This window comes from Prevotella conceptionensis 9403948, assembly GCF_000312305.1.
Lineage (GTDB): Bacteria > Bacteroidota > Bacteroidia > Bacteroidales > Bacteroidaceae > Prevotella > Prevotella conceptionensis.
Map to the genome: position 1 here is coordinate 131,386 of NZ_HE999450.1, position 18,487 is coordinate 149,872.

Consider the following 18,487-nt stretch of genomic DNA (forward strand, 5'->3'; position numbering starts at 1 on the left):
CCTTTCACTTTTTCACCTTTCCACCTTTCCAACTTTTCCTTGTGATTGATGGGGGTTATAACCACCAACAAAGCGATGTGTTGCTCCCTTTACTTATAAAATTTGTTGAGTTTATCCATTGCCTTATTAAATGCCCGCGTATCTAATCGGTAGTTAGATACGGGATTCATGCGGGCATCGTAAACATCCAGACCGCCTTCTGCATTCTTTTCTAAGATAGAGTCGCCGCCAATGATAAAGGCATAGTTGAGGTTACTGCCCACGATGTGCCACTTACGCGAACTGTTATCACTGAGAAGATGCCCCATGCTATAATCGGAAACAGGGTTTTTAACGCCCAAATAGTTGTGCATCAGCGTAGGAACAATGTCGTAATGTGTAGTGCGGTGGCTATATTTCTGCGGTTTTGCACCTGGGAAGTGGCAAATTAGCGGCACCCCAATCTGCCATACCGAGAAGTTGCCGTTGTGTCCCCAATAGTTCTTCTTGTTTTCGTTGAACTCTTGTCCGTGGTCGCCAGAGAGAATCACGATGGTATTATCAAGCATGCCGCGTTGCTCTAACGTGTGGAAAATCTTCCCCAACAAAATATCGTCTTGATGGCAAGTGTTAAGGTAGAGGTTAAAAAAGGGCGTCGGGTCCATATCGTTATTTAGCTTGGTGTAATCGGCATAAGGCCACGCAGGTGCAAAGGGGACATTGTGTTTGGCGTCGAGTTCGAAACTGTGTGGCAGGTCGAAAAACACAAACGAGAACAGCGGACGTTTGCTTTTAAGGCGTTCTGGCAACTCGCCAATGAAGTCGGCACAGATACGTTGGTCGCGTTCAAGCGCCGTGTTACCTGCCGTTTCGGTTCTAACACCCTTCACTTTGCCAAACACCACCTTGGCAAAGTTTGGATTGTAAAATTGCGCTGAGGGATAGACACGTATGTCGTAACCCAGCTGTTGTAAGCGGTCGATGAACACCGGACTGACCCTTGCGGCCTCGAAATCTTCCCAATAATAGCATGTAAGACCGAAGAACAAACCGAAAACAGCACTGCGTGTGCCGTTGCTGGCACTGAGATGATTGTCGAACCATTGCTGTTGTTGGGCCCATCGATAGGTGTTGGGCATACATTGGGGCGTTAGCGAACGTTTGTTCCACGAGTCGAGCAACACCAATACGATGTTGGGCAGGCTGTCGGGACGTTCGGTTTGTAGGGCATGTATGGGGTAAGCAAGGGTTCCGTTGCCGCCCTTTTGCAGCATACGCGTGTCTACGGGAGCTTTAAAGCCTAGGTTCGTCATGAACGAATAGGCCGTGGTGGGGAAATAATAAGGTAAGAGTTTGGCGCTATGCACCACTGATGCCTGCGACATGAACGCGCCGTAGATATGTGTGAGGTGGGCAAAGAGGGTGCTACCTACCAATGTACACACGATGGCCGCCACGTAGGCCTTGCCGCGTTTGCGCCAAACCCAACCCGAAAGCCAATAGGCACCATACACCACACCAAGGAGTAAGAGGAATAGGCTCACTTCTTTGAGGTAGAGCCATGTGTCGAAGGTGAATATTTCGCCCGCACCAGGACCGAAAACCATGTTCAGCACAAAGCCGTTGATGTGGAAACGATAGATGGCATACACCTGTGCGTCGAGAAAAACGAGCAATACCAGCAAGGCAACTAGCACAAAATGCACCACGCGGGCTATGCGCACACAGCCCGTACAGGCAATGAGCACATATATAAGGTATGGCGGAAGGGCCAAACAAGCGGCATGCGATAGGCATGACGCAAAGAAAAAGAGATATCCTAAGGGCGACATGATGTCGAGCGTGTTGCTGGTAAACAACACAAAGAGAAACTGCAAGGTTAGCAATAGTACCGTGGCCGAAAAGAAAAGAAAGCCACGTTTCAAGGCTGTGCGCAAGGTTTGGTTTTGCATTATCGTTTTGTTTGATGGCCCTTTGGGGCAGATATGTGCTGCCGTGGGGCGAGGGGTGTTGCGTTTTTGGTAAGGATATAAGGCTGGTTCTAAAAGTTCCACACTAACTTTTCAATGGTGTTTACCGAGGTAATGCCTTGGTGGATATTTAGAACCAGCCTTAAATCTGTATAGTATAGTAAAGCTAATCATTTCCCTTTCCCTTGAAGTGGGGTAGGGAAATGCGGCCATTTTATTGGCAAGCCAGTTCAACGGCCTTGTCTACGGCCACAGAAATACCGTCGAGGTTTTTGCCACCTGCCGACGCATAATGGGGCTGACCGCCACCGCCACCTTGGATAAGCTTGGCGGCCTCGCGGATAATTTGGCCTGCGTTCAGTCCGTGTTCGCTCACCACATCGTCGCTGAACATGATGCTAAGCAAAGGTTTGTCGTTGGCTGTTGAGCCGACAACGCACACCAAGTGTTGAGGAATGGCCTCGCGAACCTTAAACACCAGGTTCTTGGCTTGCTCGGCATTGATGGGCAAAACAGCCTTAACCACTTTCAGTCCGTTTACATCTTTGGCATTTGCAACAAGGCTATCTTTAAGTCTTTCTACGGCTTGTGCCGAAAATTTTTCTATCTCTTTGCGCATGGCATCGTGTTCTTCCATGTACTTAGCGATAACTCCTTGCAGGTCTTTGGCATTGTTAAAGAGGTTGCGAATGCCGCGAAGAGTGTCTTCCAACACGTACATAGCCTCCTCACAACGCTTTCCTGTGAGGGCCTCTACACGGCGTATGCCGGCTGCCACGCTGCTTTCGCTAACGATTTTGAACATACCGATACGGCCCGTGCTACGGGCGTGGATGCCGCCGCAGAACTCGCAGCTGGGTCCGAAACGCACAACGCGCACCGTATCGCCGTATTTCTCGCCGAACAAGGCTACTGCACCCATCGCCTTAGCCTCTTCTAAGGGTGTATTGCGGTGCTCGTCGAGTGGCAGATCTTGTCGAATAAGGTCGTTTACAAGGCGTTCCACCTCGCGAAGTTCTTCGTCTGTAACCTTTTGGAAGTGCGAAAAGTCGAAACGCAACGTGTCGGGAGCTACCAACGAACCCTTTTGTTCAACGAGTTCGCCTAGCACGGCCTTCAAGGCATAATCAAGTAGGTGGGTTGCCGTGTGGTTGGCAGCACTTGCTTCGCGCTTATCCGTATCCACACATGCCATAAAGTCGGCCTTGGGGTCTTTGGGTAGGGCCTTCACGATGTGTATGCTTTGGTTGTTTTCGCGCTTTGTATCGATGATGTCAACCGTTTCTTCGCCGTTTACCAGCACGCCGCAGTCGCCTACTTGTCCGCCCATCTCGCCATAAAATGGCGTGTTGTCGAGCACCAACTCAAAGTAAGTGTTTTTCTTTTGCGTAACTTGACGATAGCGAAGTATGCGACACTCGTACTCGGTATAGTCGTAACCCACGAAGTTTTGTTCGCCTTCGCGCAGCACAACCCAATCGGAGTTCTCCACGGCAGCGGCGTTTCGTGCCCGTTCCTTTTGCTTTTGCATCTCCACATCAAACTGGGCCGCATCTACTTGTAGCCCGTTTTCGCGGCAAATAAGCTCTGTAAGGTCGAGCGGAAAGCCGTACGTGTCGAACAGGCGGAAGGCTTGCGTGCCGTCGAGTGTGGTTTTCCCCTCGGCTTTCAAGCGGTCCATTTCATCGTTAAGCATCGAGATCCCCTTTTCTAGCGTGCGGAGGAAAGCGTCTTCTTCTTCTTTCATCACGCGGCCAATGAGTTCGCGTTGCGCTTTTAGTTCGGGGTAGGCCTCGCCCATCTCGTGGATGAAGGTGGGCAATAGCTTAAACATGAAGGCCGAACGTTGCCCCAAGAACGTGTAGGCGCAGCGAACAGCGCGGCGAAGGATGCGGCGAATAACGTATCCTGCCTTGGCATTGCCTGGCAATTGGCCGTCGGCAATGGAGAAAGCCACGGCTCTAAGATGGTCGGCAATCACACGCATGGCCACGTCCACCTTCTCGTCTTCGCCGTATTTCAGGCCCGACAGGCGTGAAATCTCTTGTATAACGGGTTGGAAAACATCGGTATCGTAGTTGGATGTCTTGCCTTGCAGCGAGCGAACAAGGCGCTCGAATCCCATACCCGTATCAATAACGTGCATGGGCAGGGGCTGCAACGAGCCGTCGGACTTGCGATTAAACTGCATAAACACGATGTTCCATATCTCGATAACCTGCGGATTATCCTTGTTTACAAGGCTTGCGCCAGGCACTTCGGCCTTTTCTTTGGCCGAACGAGAATCGAGATGTATCTCCGAACAGGGGCCGCATGGACCTGTTTCGCCCATCTCCCAGAAGTTGTCGTGCTTGTTTCCGTTGATGATATGGTCGGCAGGTAGGTGCTTTGCCCAATACTCTGCGGCCTCGTCGTCGCGTGCAATGCCCTCTTCTTCGCTGCCTTCAAACACCGTTACGTATAGGTCTTGCGGATTAAGGTGCAGCACATCTACCAGGTATTCCCACGCATAGTCTATGGCCTCGCGCTTAAAATAGTCGCCAAAGCTCCAATTACCCAACATCTCGAACATAGTGTGGTGGTAGGTGTCGTGGCCCACTTCTTCCAAGTCGTTATGCTTTCCGCTTACGCGAAGACACTTTTGCGAGTCGGCCCTGCGGCGTGGTTCGGGGTCGCGTGTACCCAAAATGATGTCCTTCCATTGGTTCATGCCCGCGTTTGTGAACATCAATGTGGGGTCGTCTTTAATCACCATGGGGGCCGAGGCCACTATTTTGTGTCCTTTCCCTTCAAAAAAATGTTTGAAGGAGTCGCGTATTTCGTTCGCTGTCATCATCGTTTATTATCTTGAATTTTATTGTTTACCTCATATTTTATGAAACCCGAATAAGAACGCTAAACAAGGCTTACAACAGGGTTGTAAGGGCCATTCTTTGGTTTAAGTTGCAAAATTACAACATTTTTTTCAAATGCACGTTGTTCAAGTAGTTATATTATGCTGTTTGTTAATGTTGGTTTACGCCTTCATTTTATTTTTTCCAAAGATTGGAAAAACCAAAGATTTGTCGTAATTTTGCATCATGAGAGAGAGCTAAATGTAACTTCGTCCAGGATAACTTGGTTACCATTACAGGTTTTAAGCGTGCACAAGTTTAAGCTTGTGGCATGTTGTTCAGACACGAAACGATGTATAACGAACGAAGGACTATTCCCAAATTCCCCCCACAAAGGGCCAAAAGCTAACCCATCATGGTATTGAAGACTGATAGAAACCTAAAATTGTACTACTCGATTAAGGAGGTGAGCGACATCATCGGCGTTAACGAGAGTACGTTGCGGTATTGGGAAACCGAACTTCCGCAGCTAAAACCGCGCACGGCTATGGGGTCGAAGGTGCGCCAATACACAGAAAGAGACATCGACCTATTAAGGAACATCTACACGTTGGTTAAGGTGAGAGGTTTTAAAATTGCCGCCGCACGTAAGATGATAAACGAAAATCGTGAAGGGGCAAACAAGAGTACGCACGTACTTAGCACACTTCTCGCGGTTAGGGACGACCTGCGCGCCCTAAAAAAAGAACTAGACGGACTGGTGTAAAAAGACAAAAACATAGACATGCCCATAAATTAAGGCCATACAACGGACTTAAAATGAGGGCATCTACCCTAAAAAAGCAAAAAGGCTTCCTGCAAATAGCAAGAAGCCTTTTTTCTATGTCTATGCCAAACTAGGCTGCTTTCTTTGCCAAGCTGGTCTACGGCTTAGCATATCCAAGCCTTACTTTTGGGTTTCCAATTCGCCCAAATAGCGTTCGGCCTCCAAAGCGGCCATGCAGCCCGAACCCGCAGCAACAACTGCCTGACGATAAACGGGGTCGGCACAATCGCCAGCCGCAAACACGCCTGCAACATTGGTTTTAGGTGTTCCTGCAACGGTTTTGATGTAGCCTATCTCGTCGAGGTCGAGCCAATCTTTAAACACATCGGTGTTGGGTTTGTGCCCAATGGCCAGGAAAAAACCGTCAATAGGCAAGTCGTAGCGTTGTTCGTCGCTTTCGCCCTTGCGCTTTACGAGGTGTGCGCCCTGCAAGCCGTCTTCGCCATAAAGGCCTAACGTGTTGTGTTCGTATAGGATTTCGATTTTGGGATTGCTCTCAACGCGTTTCTTCATCACGTCTGATGCGCGCAAGAACGGCTTACGTACAATCATATATACCTTCGAGCAGAGCCCTGCAAGGTAGCTGGCCTCTTCGCAAGCAGTGTCGCCACCGCCCACAACAGCCACCGTTTTGTTGCGATAGAAAAAACCGTCGCAAGTGGCACATGCGCTAACGCCTTGTCCAGAATACTTCTCTTCGTCGGGCAAACCAAGGTATTTGGCCGATGCACCCGTGGCGATAATCACCGTTTCGGCCTCTATCTCCACACCGCGATCGGTGGTAACTACGTATGGTTTGTTGCTGAAATCAACCTTAACAATCTCTCCGTCGCGAATGTCTGTACCAAAGCGGGCAGCCTGTTCGCGCAGTTCCACCATCATTTGGTTGCCGTCCACTCCCTTGGGATAGCCAGGGAAGTTCTCGATTTCGGTTGTTTGGGTGAGTTGTCCGCCCGTTTGCATTCCACAATATTGCACTGGGCTTAGGTTGGCTCTTCCTGCATAGATGGCAGCTGTGTAGCCAGCAGGACCGCTACCCACGATAAGGCAGCGCGTATATTCTCTTTTTTCCATAAATGATTTGTTTTTAAATTGGGGTGTACCCATTATGTAAACATTGTGCAAACAATGTGCCAAATGGGTGTTTCGTGGGGTTTGCCGATGGTTTAAGATGCGAAAAAGGAGTTAAAGAGCGCGCCCAACGTGCCACTATACTTGCTGTACCGCGGCTGTTGAAAACCTGCATCATGGCCCTTACCTTTATCTATATAAAAAAGTGGTGTGGCCGCATGTTTAAGTATCTCTCTTTAACTCCCCTCGTGCTCAGTGCTTACGCATTAAAGGCATGTTCTAGAAATTCCCCGCAAAGGTTCATTTGTTGTTCTTTGTATTGCTCTTCACTGTCTTTTTGCTTTTATCTGGCATCTTTGGCTTACTCTTTCAGTCGCATAGGTATCTATGCTCCTTCAAGAAGTAAGCAAAACCTGCTCAGCTAAAAGCTAAAAATACAGCAAAGGCAATTTTTAGAACCTGCCTAGAGCAGTTCTTCAATCTTCTTGCTCACGTTTTCAAGGCTTTCGGTGGGTTCGAAACGAGCCACCACAAGTCCTTGCTTGTTAACGAGGAACTTGGTAAAGTTCCATTTGATGTCGGCCTTTTCCTTATAGTTGGGGTCCTCCTTAGAGAGCATCTCTTCGAGTACGGGTGTTAGCTTGTGGTTAGGGTCCCAACCGGCAAAGCCTTTTTGCTCTTTAAGGTACTTGTACAGCGGGTCGGCATCGTCGCCGTTAACCTTTATCTTCTTGAAACGTGGAAATTCGGTGCCATAAGTCAGCTTGCAGAACTCGTGAATGCTCTCGTCTGTGCCGGGAGCTTGCTGTCCAAACTGATTGCAAGGGAAGTCTAGGATGGTGAAACCCTTGGCATGGTATTTTTCGTAGATAGCCTCCAATTCTTCGTATTGTGGTGTAAAGCCACACTTTGTTGCCGTGTTAACGATGAGGATAACCTCGTTGGCATACTCTCTCAAAGACACTTCGCCACCTTTCCTGTCTTTAACGGCGAAATCGTATACTGTTTTCATTTCCAAATAATGTGTTTAATGTTATTCAATTTAGCGCCTTTTAGCGCGTCTACAAAGATAACAATTATTATTGAAACGACACTTTGAAAACACCTACATTAACATTATTAGGGGAAATTCCCCCGAACGATAGGCAAAGCCCTACGCCAAAATAGACGAACCACCCATGCACGCCGCAACATGATTGTGTACCTTTGCAACAGAAACAAAAAACGAATAGGATTATGAAGAGCTTAAAGAACATCGGCATGATGGCCGCTCTTGCCATTGCCACTATATTTGTTACGGGTTGTGAAATAGACAACTACTATGATGATAACTCTTACCGACGTTATAGTTGGTGGGACGACAGCTACGAATATCCTTCTAACGACTTGCTTGCAATGGCTCAAACGTTGCGCGGACACTGGGACGGACGGCTTGTTGCTCGCGGAGTGGATGCCCTTGGCTATGCAGGAACAAAAGTTTGTTACACAGATATTGAGTTCGACCAATACAACTCGAATGCCATATACGGACGCGGAAGGCAGGTTGACTATGAAGGACGAAATGACCCAAACCCATTTAGGCGCAGCTTTTCGTGGCGTATCGACACCCGTACACGGGCGATCATCATCACATACGACGGAACTGGTTATACGATGACCATCGCTTATAGCGAACTAAGTCTCAACGATAATGCCTTTGAGGGTGTGATGCGCGGCGCCAACGAAACAGACGAATTTGATTTCAGAAGGTACACGCTAGCCAAAAAAGGTTCAGTAGATTTGTCGGAGCTAACCGACACCACAAGTACAAAATAACCCTCCACCAAAAGCAGTAAAAACAAAAACAAGCCAACACATAAAGTGGCTTACGCGGCCGAATGACCCAAACAAGAAACAAGTTTCATGCCATATAGTTTGTAAATAAGTTGTGAAAATGCGCGCGGACGAGCTTATAAGCTCGTCCGTTTTTGTTGTGTGCCTTATAACCTTGCAAACTCATAAACTCAACAACTTATAAACGCACCTTCTTATGAACTTACAAGCTTGGAATTCATAAACTTATTGACTCACGAACTCAACATCTAGAAAGCGCAACAACGTATAACCTTGTAGCCCCATAAGCTCAACAACGCACAGCCTTTGCAGCTTACAAATTCACGAGCTTAATAACTTGCAAACGCAACAACGTATAACCTTGTAGCCCCATAAACTCAACAACTCATAGTTTTAGCAGCTTACAAATTCACGAGCTTAACAACTTGCAAACGCAACAACGTATAACCTTGTAGCCCCATAAACTCAACAACTCACAGCCTTTGCAGCTTACAAACTTACGAGCTTAACAACTTGCAAACTCAACAACATATAACTTTGTAACCCCATAAACTCAACAACTCACAGTTTTAGCAGCTCACAAACCCACAAACTCAACAACTCGAAAACGCCAAAACTTATAACCTTAATTGCTCAACAACTCACAAACAAATAACCTCAACAACTCGCCAATATAATAACTGAACAACTCGCCAACTCAACAACTCGTAAACTTATTGCGTTACACGCTCATAAACTCAACACCTTATTTATGTACAAATATTTTACAAAACATACCTAATCCACCACACCCTTCTAGCGAAAATATAGGTGTTTTATCGGGCTTTTTACCATATTTTGCAAGCTTGCAGGCTTCGTTTTTAGTCCATTTTTGAGAAAAATAGCCGCATTTTGTACCATTTCGCCTTTCTAGTTTGGTCGTCAACTCATTATTTTTTGCGCCCAATTACTCGCTTTTAGCCCCTAAAAACCCACTTTTTAACGACTATTTTGCCCTTTTCAGCCATATTCTTAGTGGCTCGAAGGGGTTGTATTTATACCATTGCAATGTATTTTTATGCTTTTCGCCCTACATTTAGCACCATTTTGCCTTGCGTTTAGCACCAAAACACACTGCGTTTAGCACCAAAACGCACTGCGTTTAGCATCAAAACGCACTGCATTTAGCAGCAAATCGCACTGAGTTTAGCACCAAAACACCCCAAAACTGGTGCAAATGGTGGTCTTTTGAAATAAATATTCATTTTGCTGCATGCACAAACTAGACCCTTTTTGCATCAAAACAAACCTCCGCGAGAATCGATTTTTTGCGGCAAGGTGAGCGGTTGGTTGACGAAAAGGGTACTCATAATGTTAAAATTTTTACTGAAAATCGGACAAAAGTAAACGTGCAGCCCAGCGTTTACTTGTTTGCCACAATGTGTTTTCTCGTTTGTAGGTTCTGCCTAAGATGCTGTCATGCTTATAGCAAGGTATATATACGCTTGGTTCAAGGTGCTGATACACGCTGCTTTTCTGTTTGTAGTGGCACTGTCTGCAACGGAGAATGAACAACTCTCTTATAGGTGATGATGAATTTTGTTTGTGATTGGAACTATGGGAATACGGCAGTTTGGTGATTAAGGCTTTGTAAGTAGATACAAAGCAGGCATTAACGCCCAAGTTCTGGGTGGGTTTGGGGTTGCTTATAACGCTGGCTTAATAGAAGGACAAGGGCTTTTGGCGTGGGTTGTGCACGGGAAGGCAACATGCTTTTGTGCATGCACAACGATAAAAACGGCCGTTGTGTCTTTTAGAAACTGCCTAACTAACGTAGAACGTGGAAGTTAATGGGGCATAAACAGGCGAGGGCACGAACTGAAAATGCCTTTGGGGTAAAAGTAAAATTGCACTGTATGATCAAGGGCTAACGCCTTTCGGATAACGTGCTAAGCCAGTTTTTTACCTCAATCCAAACCCCAAAAGGTATTGTTAACCGCGGCATTTTCGACGGCATACTCAATGTTGTCGGGCAGGTTGCAGAAGAAGTCGATACCCGTTTTTGCCTCCAACTCCTTGATGGAAACGGCATACTTGGCCAATTTTTTGTCGCTGCTGGCCTTGTGCTCTATCCAAAAGCCCATAGCATTGTACACGCCGTTCTTTACTCGGAGCACGGCCATAAAGAAATATTTGGGCACAAGTAGGCCTTTGCCTGTGGTTTCTAGCACATGTTCGGGCTTGTCGATGGTGCCGCCCTTGCAAACATAGAGGGTGTCGCAGAACGTGTAGTTGTAGCGGCTGGCAATGTCGCGCACCTTGGTTTCCATGTTCTGCCAAACGCCTGCATTGAAACCGTGCGCCTGTGGCTGCATATTGGTGAGGTAAAAGGTTTGGTAATTGGCTTCGGCTGAGTTGAGTCTGTCGGCCGAAGGGCAGATGTGGCCATGGTCGTAGCCCGTTCTCCAATACGGATCAGAGGTAAACCAGAGGTTTGGGGGCAACAATGGGTCGCGTGGATATTGGTTGGTGTCAGACTTATAGCGGTCTGTTTTCTTCACCATGTTGCTCTTAAAGAGCTGGTAGCACGTCCATCTTTGCGCCTTTTTCGTGTCGTTCCATTCTATGGCGAAGTTCAAACCGTCTTTGGGTGTTTCGTGTAACAACACCCTGTTAGCACCCGATTTAAGTCGTGGAAACTCCAAGCGGGCATATTCTTTATGTGTACTGGCATTGTTGGCGTTACGGTTCTCGCCAGCAGGGGTGTTGCTGCCGCCACTTGGCTTGCTCACTTTGCTGAGGTCTTCGCCCTCGCACGCCACCAAGGCAAACGCAACGGCTAACATCATTAACTTCTTTATCATCTTGCCAAGAAAAAGGATTACGGGTTATGAAACAAATTGATGCGCTGGTGAAAGCTCATACTGCAAACGGCATACGCCAAATTGCAAAATGCGCCCTTAACGTATATGCAACTACGTTGAGGGCGCATTTCAGAAGTTTTAAATATATGCTTGTAAAAAAGATATATTATTTTTTGATCTTACCGTAGCGGTTCATGAAACGGTCTACGCGACCTGCCGTGTCGACAAGCTTGCTCTTACCCGTATAGAAGGGGTGCGAGGTGCTTGAGATTTCAATCTTTACCACGGGGTAAGTTTCGCCTTCAAACTCTACTGTGTCGTTTGTTTTGCAAGTAGACTGTGAAAGGAACATATCGCCGTTGGACATATCTTTGAATACGACGGGGCGATAGTTTTCGGGGTGAATACCTTTTTTCATTTTACTATTTAATATAAATGTTATGTTATACGTACACTATACGGGCTGCAAATTTACGAATAAATTCGCAGCCCGCCAAAGCTTTGGATGTTTTTTTAGTGAAAGAACAGCAGACCTGTTAACTAGGAACGATGCCAGCAGGCCAGTTAACAAGTTAACGAGTTGACAAGAATTTTCGCCTGATGACAAGTTAACAAGCTGGCTAAGATGTATCGCCTGTTTCTCATTCTGCCGTTATCTAACGAAACCCTTGTGTGTTACTGTTCGACAGTTGTCGGTAAAACAAGGCCGCGTTACTTTGCGTATACAACAGTAACTTTAAGTATGCGCATTTGTACGCCACCGCCCTTGGGCTCTGAGAACACGTTCTTGTAAGTTACCGAGTTACCTGAGAAAGAAACAGTAGCCGTGGTATTGCCTACATATATGTCTTCCTTGAACTTGTCGCAGTTAAGGACAACCTTGGCAATCTTCTTGTTCCCAGTTATGGTGAAGCTGTTATTCTTATACACACGCACTTGATGATACTGTTTAAAATGAGTTGGCACATTCTGTTCACCATTTCCATCAAAGGTCATCTTCAACCCTTGGCCCAGCTCTATTGATTTAATTGGTTTTTTATCTGGTTCTTCCAACTTGCTCATTTCATAGACTACCGATTCTGTTCCTGCCTCTGCGTTGGCATTAGCTAATGTTACAACTGTCCCGTCAATAGAAAGTTCTTTACCCGTTTGGGGCGTTTCAGGCTTTTCTGGAGTAGTTCCGCCTGCCTCTTTCTGGCCGTTAAGCATATAGATATACGACTTGTTGGCCTCGGTTTCGGGCGTATTGCCTTTGAAATTAATGAACGTACCATAGATAACAACCTCGTCACCCACCTTAATTTGGTTGTCTGCGGTGAACTTGGCGTTACCTAAATACATGCTACGGAAGATCTGCAAGCTATCCATCTTCTTGGTATTGTCGTCCGAAATATAGTAAGTGGCATTACCATATTGGCCTTTATCAACCGATTTGATAAACCTTATTTTACCCTTTACATAAATATTTTCAAGTTTACCATCGGCAGCCAACGCCCTAATCTTAGCCAAGGCCGCCGTTACGTTGTAAGGCTCGGTCTCTGTTCCTGCGCCCTTAGGTTCGCCAGGAACTAGCGTTTCGGCCTCAACGGTCTTACCATTAAGCGAGTGAATCCACGAATTGTTGGGTTCGCTTTCGGGCGTATTGCCCTTGAAGTTGACGAAAGTTCCACGGATAACAACCTCGTCGCCTGCTTTAATTTGATCTTTCGCAGTGAACTTGGCCTTGCCTAAATACTTGCTACGGTATATCTGCAAGCTATCCATCTTTTTGGTAATGTCGTCGGAAATAAAGTAAGTGGCGTTGTAGAACTTATCTGTATCCACTTCCTTAACACTTCTAATCTTTCCTTTCACAAAGATTTCGCCTGTATTCTCTCCGTCTTTCAGGGTCTTAATCTTCGCCAAGGCGGCAGTAACGTTATAAGGCTCGGCTTCTGTTCCTTTGCCGGTAGGCGTGCCAGGTTCAGGCACTTCTTGGTTTCCACCCTTGTTTTCGTTCGGGTTGGTGTATGGTTCGGGGACGTCTTGACATCCCCCAAGCATGGCGGTAGCAAGGGCCGCTATCAATATTGCATAGATTACTTTTTTCATAATGACTGGTTGTTATATGTGTTAATGTTTCTTTTATCAAGTTTCTACCCGGCTCTTCGTTGTTTCATCCGCATAAGTCTGGCTGTGTAGACCAACAAACGCGAATGGAGAGAGCGGCCGAAAACTCTTCGTGTTTCACTTCTTTACATCGCTTTCTGTACGCAACAATATTTGCCACGTGTTACGAAAGCGAGTGAAGATGCCTGTTATGTCTACCGCTCCTTGTGGAAGTGGCTGGGCGGCAAAGTCGGCATAAGTGCTGGTGCGCACCACTATTTGTCGGTTGGTAAAACCTTCCAACTCGCGGTTTACGCTGTTGGCCGCATCTTTTTCGGCAGCCGTTGCAAACACCTTTTTACCATCAGCATCCTTAAACTTGACGCCTTTGATGGTCATCAGTCGGCCACTGTGGGTGCGAAGATATTCTGCATCGGATATTTTCGACACGTCGAACACTTCGGGTTGCACTTTCGACACATCAACAGAACCCGCATAATTGAAATGCTCGTTCCACAGATAGCGGTTCATCCTGCTAACCGAAGTCTGTCCCTTGCCATTGGTAAAGGGTGTGCCGATGGCCGCTTGCTGTCCGTAACTGCCCACAAAGAGGTCTTTGAGGTTAACGATGATTTCTTGTCCAACGGGCAAATAACCGAAAAGACCGCCTTGTGCGATGTTGATAAGTATGCCGCCTGTTGCGTCTTCTAGGCATACGCTGTTGTAAATGTTGCCTTGAATGTCGTTGCCTGTTATGCGACCTTTTATCTGTATGTTATTTTCTACCTGCTTATAAGGGTCTGTTTGCGAGGCGATGACATTGGCGTAGTTGTTCTTCAACTCGCTAATGGTAATCACGTTTGTTTCTTTTATGCTCGGATTGCCGTACGCCTCACTGTTGTTGGGGTCGTTCCAATCCTTGTCCATACAGCCAACAAGGGCCGCACAAGCTATGGCAATGAGCGAATATCTTATTTTCATGTCGCTGTTGATATTTTGTTTACGCACCCCGGTTCGTGACTTTCGCCAGCCGAACTGCGGGGGAGTGCGCATTTGATTTATGAACTTATCAATGATAGATAACATGCTTGGAGACGTTAAAGTCTCGTGGCATTAAAAACGATAGGTTACGTTGAGCATCGCATTGGTGCCCCAAGCGTAGAACTTTTTGGGGTTACGCGAGAACTTATAGGCACGTGCATTACCCGATGCAGTATAGTCTGAGCGACTTTGTTCGTAGCCACCTGTGACGATACGGCTGTTGTTCAGCAGGTTGGTGAACATCAAGTTGATAGACAACTGTCCGTGTTTGAGGTAGAGGCTCTTGCCAATAGAACCATCAAGCATAAAGCCGCCATTCCCTTTATCTTGCGGAGTGCGCATCACATTGCCTTCGGCGTCTACGTTTCCGCGCTTTTCGCCCACGCTCTTATAGCGATGATAGAGAGAGTAACCCAGGTAAATGCGGTCGTAGTAGTTGCCACACAAGTCTACAAACCAGCCTCCCTTGTGGTAGCTAAGTATCAAGCTGCCTGCCGTAAGGGGCGTTCCAGACTCGCGCATGTCCTTGTTAAGCAAGATATCGGTTTCGTAAGTGCCTTGTGTAGAGTTCACATAGTTTACGTAAGCATCGTTAATGGTTTTGGCCTCGCTCATCGTGCCGAGCAGTTTCACGTCGAATGCAGAGTTGATTTTATATTTGAAGGCCGCCTCGACACCATAAAATACTTTCTTTTGGCCTGTTATCGACACGTATGAGAACGAGTTGATGTCGTCGAAATAAAAGCATTGCCAATCAGAAACGTTGCTCAGATGACTGAAGTAGCCGTTTAGGTTGAGGTGAATACGGCCAGATTGGTGCTGAAATCCTAGTTCGGCACTGTAAACGCGCTCGTTTTTAAGGTCTCGCACAAAGTCGTTGTTCAGCTCGGGAGCAACAAACGACACGTAAGGTGTGGGTGCATTATACTGATAACCTTGGCCCAACTGTAACGTATTGCCGCCGCCCATGCTCCAAATTAGGCTTGCTTTGCCGCCACCTTCAAGAAAACGTGCCGTTCCGCTTTTGCCATAGGAGCTTTCGGAGAATAGTCCGTTGCGCATTTTGCCGTCGCGTTGCATGCTGACGCCGCCAACTTTACCGGCCAACATCAGGTTAACACGACCCAACAGCACGTTGTAGCTGGTCCAAGCCATGGCTTTGTTCACCAGCAAATGGTAGTCGTAGCCGAACACATCGCCCTTTCCAACAAGTGCGTTGGGGTTATTCAGGTCGTATTGTACCTGCGAAGAGTTGGGTGCATACGTACCGATGGCGTAGGTGTTAACGTTGTGATAGGTGGTTGCGCCCAGCAGATCTTCCATCGTTTGGTAGTGGCGGGCGTTATTGGTGCTGGCGATATAGCCCAAGTTCCAATTTGAAGTCTTGGTAACTTGCATGTTCAGCGTAGATGCCAGCGAAAGGTTGAGTGCGTCGTTGCGACGAGCTTGGATGAAGTACATGGCATCCACTCCTTGCGCAGCAACGCCTCGGTTGGCTGCATAAAGTCTATCCCAGTTTACTTGGCGGTTCTCTTTCCTTGCTGTTAGATAGTTGTACGCAGTGTTCCAATCGGCCAACGCTTGGTCGGTTCTTGCCACCTTATTGGTCTCATCCCACACATCGTAATAGCTACTGGGCAACATCTTCCAGTAATCGGGTTGTGGATTGTCGCTGTTGTTATAGTTCAGCTTTGTGCTTTTGTACATGCTGTATCGCCCGAACAGCGAAGTGGATAGTTTTAAGCCGTCGTCTATCTTCCAGTCCCACGTCATTACGGCCGACGGAGAGAAGTCGTTTACCACGCGCGAGTTTCTAACTTTCCCGTTTTGATAGCCCCAATAGGGGTTATATTGGTTGTTGTTTGCAATCCAATAGCTTTCGTCGGTGGCCGCTCCTTGCGTTCCACGCTCGGTGGGATTGCCCCAAGTGCTAAGTGCAAGCGAGTGTTGTGTGCGCGTTCCAAACACTTTTTGCACGCCAAAGAAGTAGGATAGGGCGTTGTAGAAGGTGCCTTCTACATATCCGCGGTTGGCCCAGCGATAGGTTAGGTTGGCCGAAAAGGCCCAACCACGCTCGCTTAGCCCGCTATTATAGGTGTACATGCCGCGCAAAGTGTAGTTTCGGTTAGCTCCTCCAAGGGTTAAACGGTGTCCCGCAGGCTGGTTTGCAGGCCGAAAATCGTAGTTGTTAGAGCCACCCATAGCGGGCATGGCAAACAAATTCGTTTCGAAAGGCAGCGCAAAGTCGGCGTTACGAGTCTGTTGGTTCAGTCCTCCCACGTTCGAGAAACGGAATTGTCCACTCACAACATCGTTAATTGGCACACCGTTTACATGAACTTCGTTGTACTTTTTGGTTAAAAGCACGGTATCTGAACCTTACTGGCGAGAAAAGATAACCCACCTGTGAGGCATAGAGGTTGGATGCCGAATTGATGATAGTTACGTTTTGCGACATGTTATCGTTTTCTCCTAGCTGTGCTTCGGTAAAAGTAAATGCCGACTCGTCTACCGTCGTTGGTTGTTGCTGTTTGTCGTCTTTGGGTGTTTGTGCAAAGGCCGCAGGGGCGCAGCACAAGGCAACCAATGCTAATTTCAGCTTTGCTTGCATCATAGTCTTGTTCTTTTTGGGTAATGAATATATTCGTTTGCAAAGTAACAAAAATAAATTGAAAAAAAGTTGTTTTTACCCAAAAGATTATGTTCGTTTTATCCTTATTCTTGTCCAGCTTACCTTAATCCTGTTGGTAAACATTCTTTACATGTCCGCCTTCTTGCGCTATAACACCGCCGACAACCTTGTTTTAGTGACATAAAAAACAGCAATCCCGAACCTGCCGGCAACACAAGGAAAGCCCATTTTGCATGGGGCAACCTTGCGTTGTCGGCAGGTTTGGAATTGAAAATAAAGCGACGTGCAGAGGGATGTGCACGTTTTGCACATGACATAAAAGCCTGTTACCAAACTAAGTGGCTAGCTAACTGCTCACCAAGCGCCCTTTGTATAGAGGTCGTCTTCGCCTTTAACGGCAATAAAGTCGGCAAAGAAGTTAACGTAGGCATCGCATACGGCGTTGGCAAAGCGTTTCCCCTTTTCGGCCGTAGACTGTTTGGGCGAACCGATGCCCGTATCTTTCGACACTTTTCCCCAATTGCGCGGCATCCATACACGACCCTCTTGCAAGGCGTCGATGGCGAAAGTGTTGCTCTTACCCTCGCCTGCATCCGCCAGATTCACCAGTTCGGGATGGTAATACATCATCACCGAGGTTTCAATCTCGTCGGCATGGTCGCCCGGATTGTCGAAGAACTCCTTGGCATTGCGCATCTTAAACCATTCGCTGGCAGCGATAAGGAAGTCGGGATAGCTGGTAAGCAAATCGCGAATCATACTCTTAAAGCTGTTGCCGCCATGTCCGTTAACGATAACGAGTTTGCGAAAGCCTTGATGATAGAGCGAGTCTACCATGTCGGTAAGTATGGCTTTCTGCGTTTCGTAACGCGCATGCACGCAAAAAGGCAACTCCCTTTGACCTGGATTTTGCGAACCCATGCCAACGGGCGGCATCACCATAGCGTGCAACCCGTGCTTGGTAAGCAGGCGTTGGGCGGCATCAACGGCGATGTCGTGCGACAAGATGCAGTCCGTTAGGTACGGCAAGTGGTAGTTATGCGGCTCGGTTGCTCCCCAAGGCAGCACCACCAGTTGGTAGTTAATCTGCCTCGTGGTGCCGTAATTGCTCACCGAGAGGTCGACAAGCTTATTCATTTGTTGGCGTTAGAATTTCGTTTTGAGAATTTCGTTGCACAGCATGAACGAGTTGATGAGCATGCGCGGAATGTGGAACGGACCTTTAAACAGATTGCCTTTGGCGGGTTGAGCCACCGTGCCATCGCGATGCAGGTAGCCATACCACTCGCCAAACTCTGGGTCGGGCAAGTGTTTGTAGATCCAATCGTTAATTCGTTTGTGGCGTTCCAAGTACTTTTCGTCGCCCGTAG

13 protein-coding genes and 1 pseudogene are annotated in these 18,487 nt (G+C 47.3%); 2 read left to right on the plus strand and 12 right to left on the minus strand.

What is annotated here, in order from left to right; all coding sequences use genetic code 11:
* Nucleotides 1–89: 89 nt before the first annotated feature.
* A complete protein-coding gene (locus BN93_RS12390; protein ID WP_019188646.1) occupies nucleotides 90–1,931 on the minus strand; it encodes a sulfatase-like hydrolase/transferase in 1,842 nt (613 codons plus the stop codon).
* 232 nt (nucleotides 1,932–2,163) lie between these two features.
* Nucleotides 2,164–4,785, minus strand: a complete 2,622-nt coding sequence (alaS, locus tag BN93_RS12395; protein WP_044260693.1) for an alanine--tRNA ligase — start codon at nucleotides 4,783–4,785, stop codon at nucleotides 2,164–2,166.
* A gap of 413 nt (nucleotides 4,786–5,198) precedes the next feature.
* Between alaS and BN93_RS12400 the strand changes: the two genes are divergently transcribed.
* A complete protein-coding gene (locus BN93_RS12400) occupies nucleotides 5,199–5,549 on the plus strand; it encodes a MerR family transcriptional regulator (RefSeq protein WP_044260696.1) in 351 nt (116 codons plus the stop codon).
* 180 nt (nucleotides 5,550–5,729) lie between these two features.
* Here the strand turns inward: BN93_RS12400 and trxB are convergent, their stop codons facing one another.
* Nucleotides 5,730–6,683, minus strand: a complete 954-nt coding sequence (trxB, locus tag BN93_RS12405; RefSeq protein WP_044260728.1) for a thioredoxin-disulfide reductase — start codon at nucleotides 6,681–6,683, stop codon at nucleotides 5,730–5,732.
* Between the two features lie 460 nt (nucleotides 6,684–7,143).
* Nucleotides 7,144–7,692 (minus strand): glutathione peroxidase, encoded by a 549-nt coding sequence (locus BN93_RS12410; protein WP_019188651.1) that lies wholly within the window; start codon nucleotides 7,690–7,692, stop codon nucleotides 7,144–7,146.
* 224 nt (nucleotides 7,693–7,916) lie between these two features.
* Between BN93_RS12410 and BN93_RS12415 the strand changes: the two genes are divergently transcribed.
* The gene (locus BN93_RS12415) at nucleotides 7,917–8,495 is read left to right on the plus strand and encodes a hypothetical protein (protein WP_019188652.1); all 579 of its coding nucleotides are present in this window, start codon (nucleotides 7,917–7,919) and stop codon (nucleotides 8,493–8,495) included.
* Between the two features lie 763 nt (nucleotides 8,496–9,258).
* Here BN93_RS12415 and BN93_RS17720 read toward each other — a convergent pair.
* The 8 genes and pseudogenes from BN93_RS17720 to BN93_RS12455 form a co-directional block, all read right to left on the minus strand.
* Nucleotides 9,259–9,459, minus strand: coding sequence for a hypothetical protein (locus BN93_RS17720; RefSeq protein WP_157462839.1), 201 nt, complete (start codon nucleotides 9,457–9,459; stop codon nucleotides 9,259–9,261).
* 1,000 nt (nucleotides 9,460–10,459) lie between these two features.
* Nucleotides 10,460–11,356, minus strand: a complete 897-nt coding sequence (locus BN93_RS12420; protein ID WP_019188654.1) for a DNA/RNA non-specific endonuclease — start codon at nucleotides 11,354–11,356, stop codon at nucleotides 10,460–10,462.
* Nucleotides 11,357–11,522: 166 nt separating this feature from the next.
* On the minus strand, nucleotides 11,523–11,774 hold the full coding sequence (locus BN93_RS12425) for a type B 50S ribosomal protein L31 (protein ID WP_009229215.1): 252 nt from the start codon (nucleotides 11,772–11,774) through the stop codon (nucleotides 11,523–11,525).
* Nucleotides 11,775–12,067: 293 nt separating this feature from the next.
* On the minus strand, nucleotides 12,068–13,447 hold the full coding sequence (locus BN93_RS12430; RefSeq protein WP_019188655.1) for a hypothetical protein: 1,380 nt from the start codon (nucleotides 13,445–13,447) through the stop codon (nucleotides 12,068–12,070).
* 135 nt (nucleotides 13,448–13,582) lie between these two features.
* Nucleotides 13,583–14,425: a DUF5689 domain-containing protein gene (locus tag BN93_RS12435; protein ID WP_044260729.1), complete on the minus strand. Its 843-nt coding sequence runs from the start codon at nucleotides 14,423–14,425 to the stop codon at nucleotides 13,583–13,585.
* Nucleotides 14,426–14,557: 132 nt separating this feature from the next.
* Nucleotides 14,558–17,096 (minus strand): annotated as a pseudogene (locus BN93_RS12440) (TonB-dependent receptor).
* 375 nt (nucleotides 17,097–17,471) lie between these two features.
* A complete protein-coding gene (locus BN93_RS12450) occupies nucleotides 17,472–18,254 on the minus strand; it encodes a creatininase family protein (RefSeq protein ID WP_019188658.1) in 783 nt (260 codons plus the stop codon).
* Nucleotides 18,255–18,263: 9 nt separating this feature from the next.
* Nucleotides 18,264–18,487, minus strand: a 224-nt coding sequence (locus tag BN93_RS12455) for an AGE family epimerase/isomerase (RefSeq protein WP_044260700.1), incomplete at its 5' end; no start/stop codon positions are given.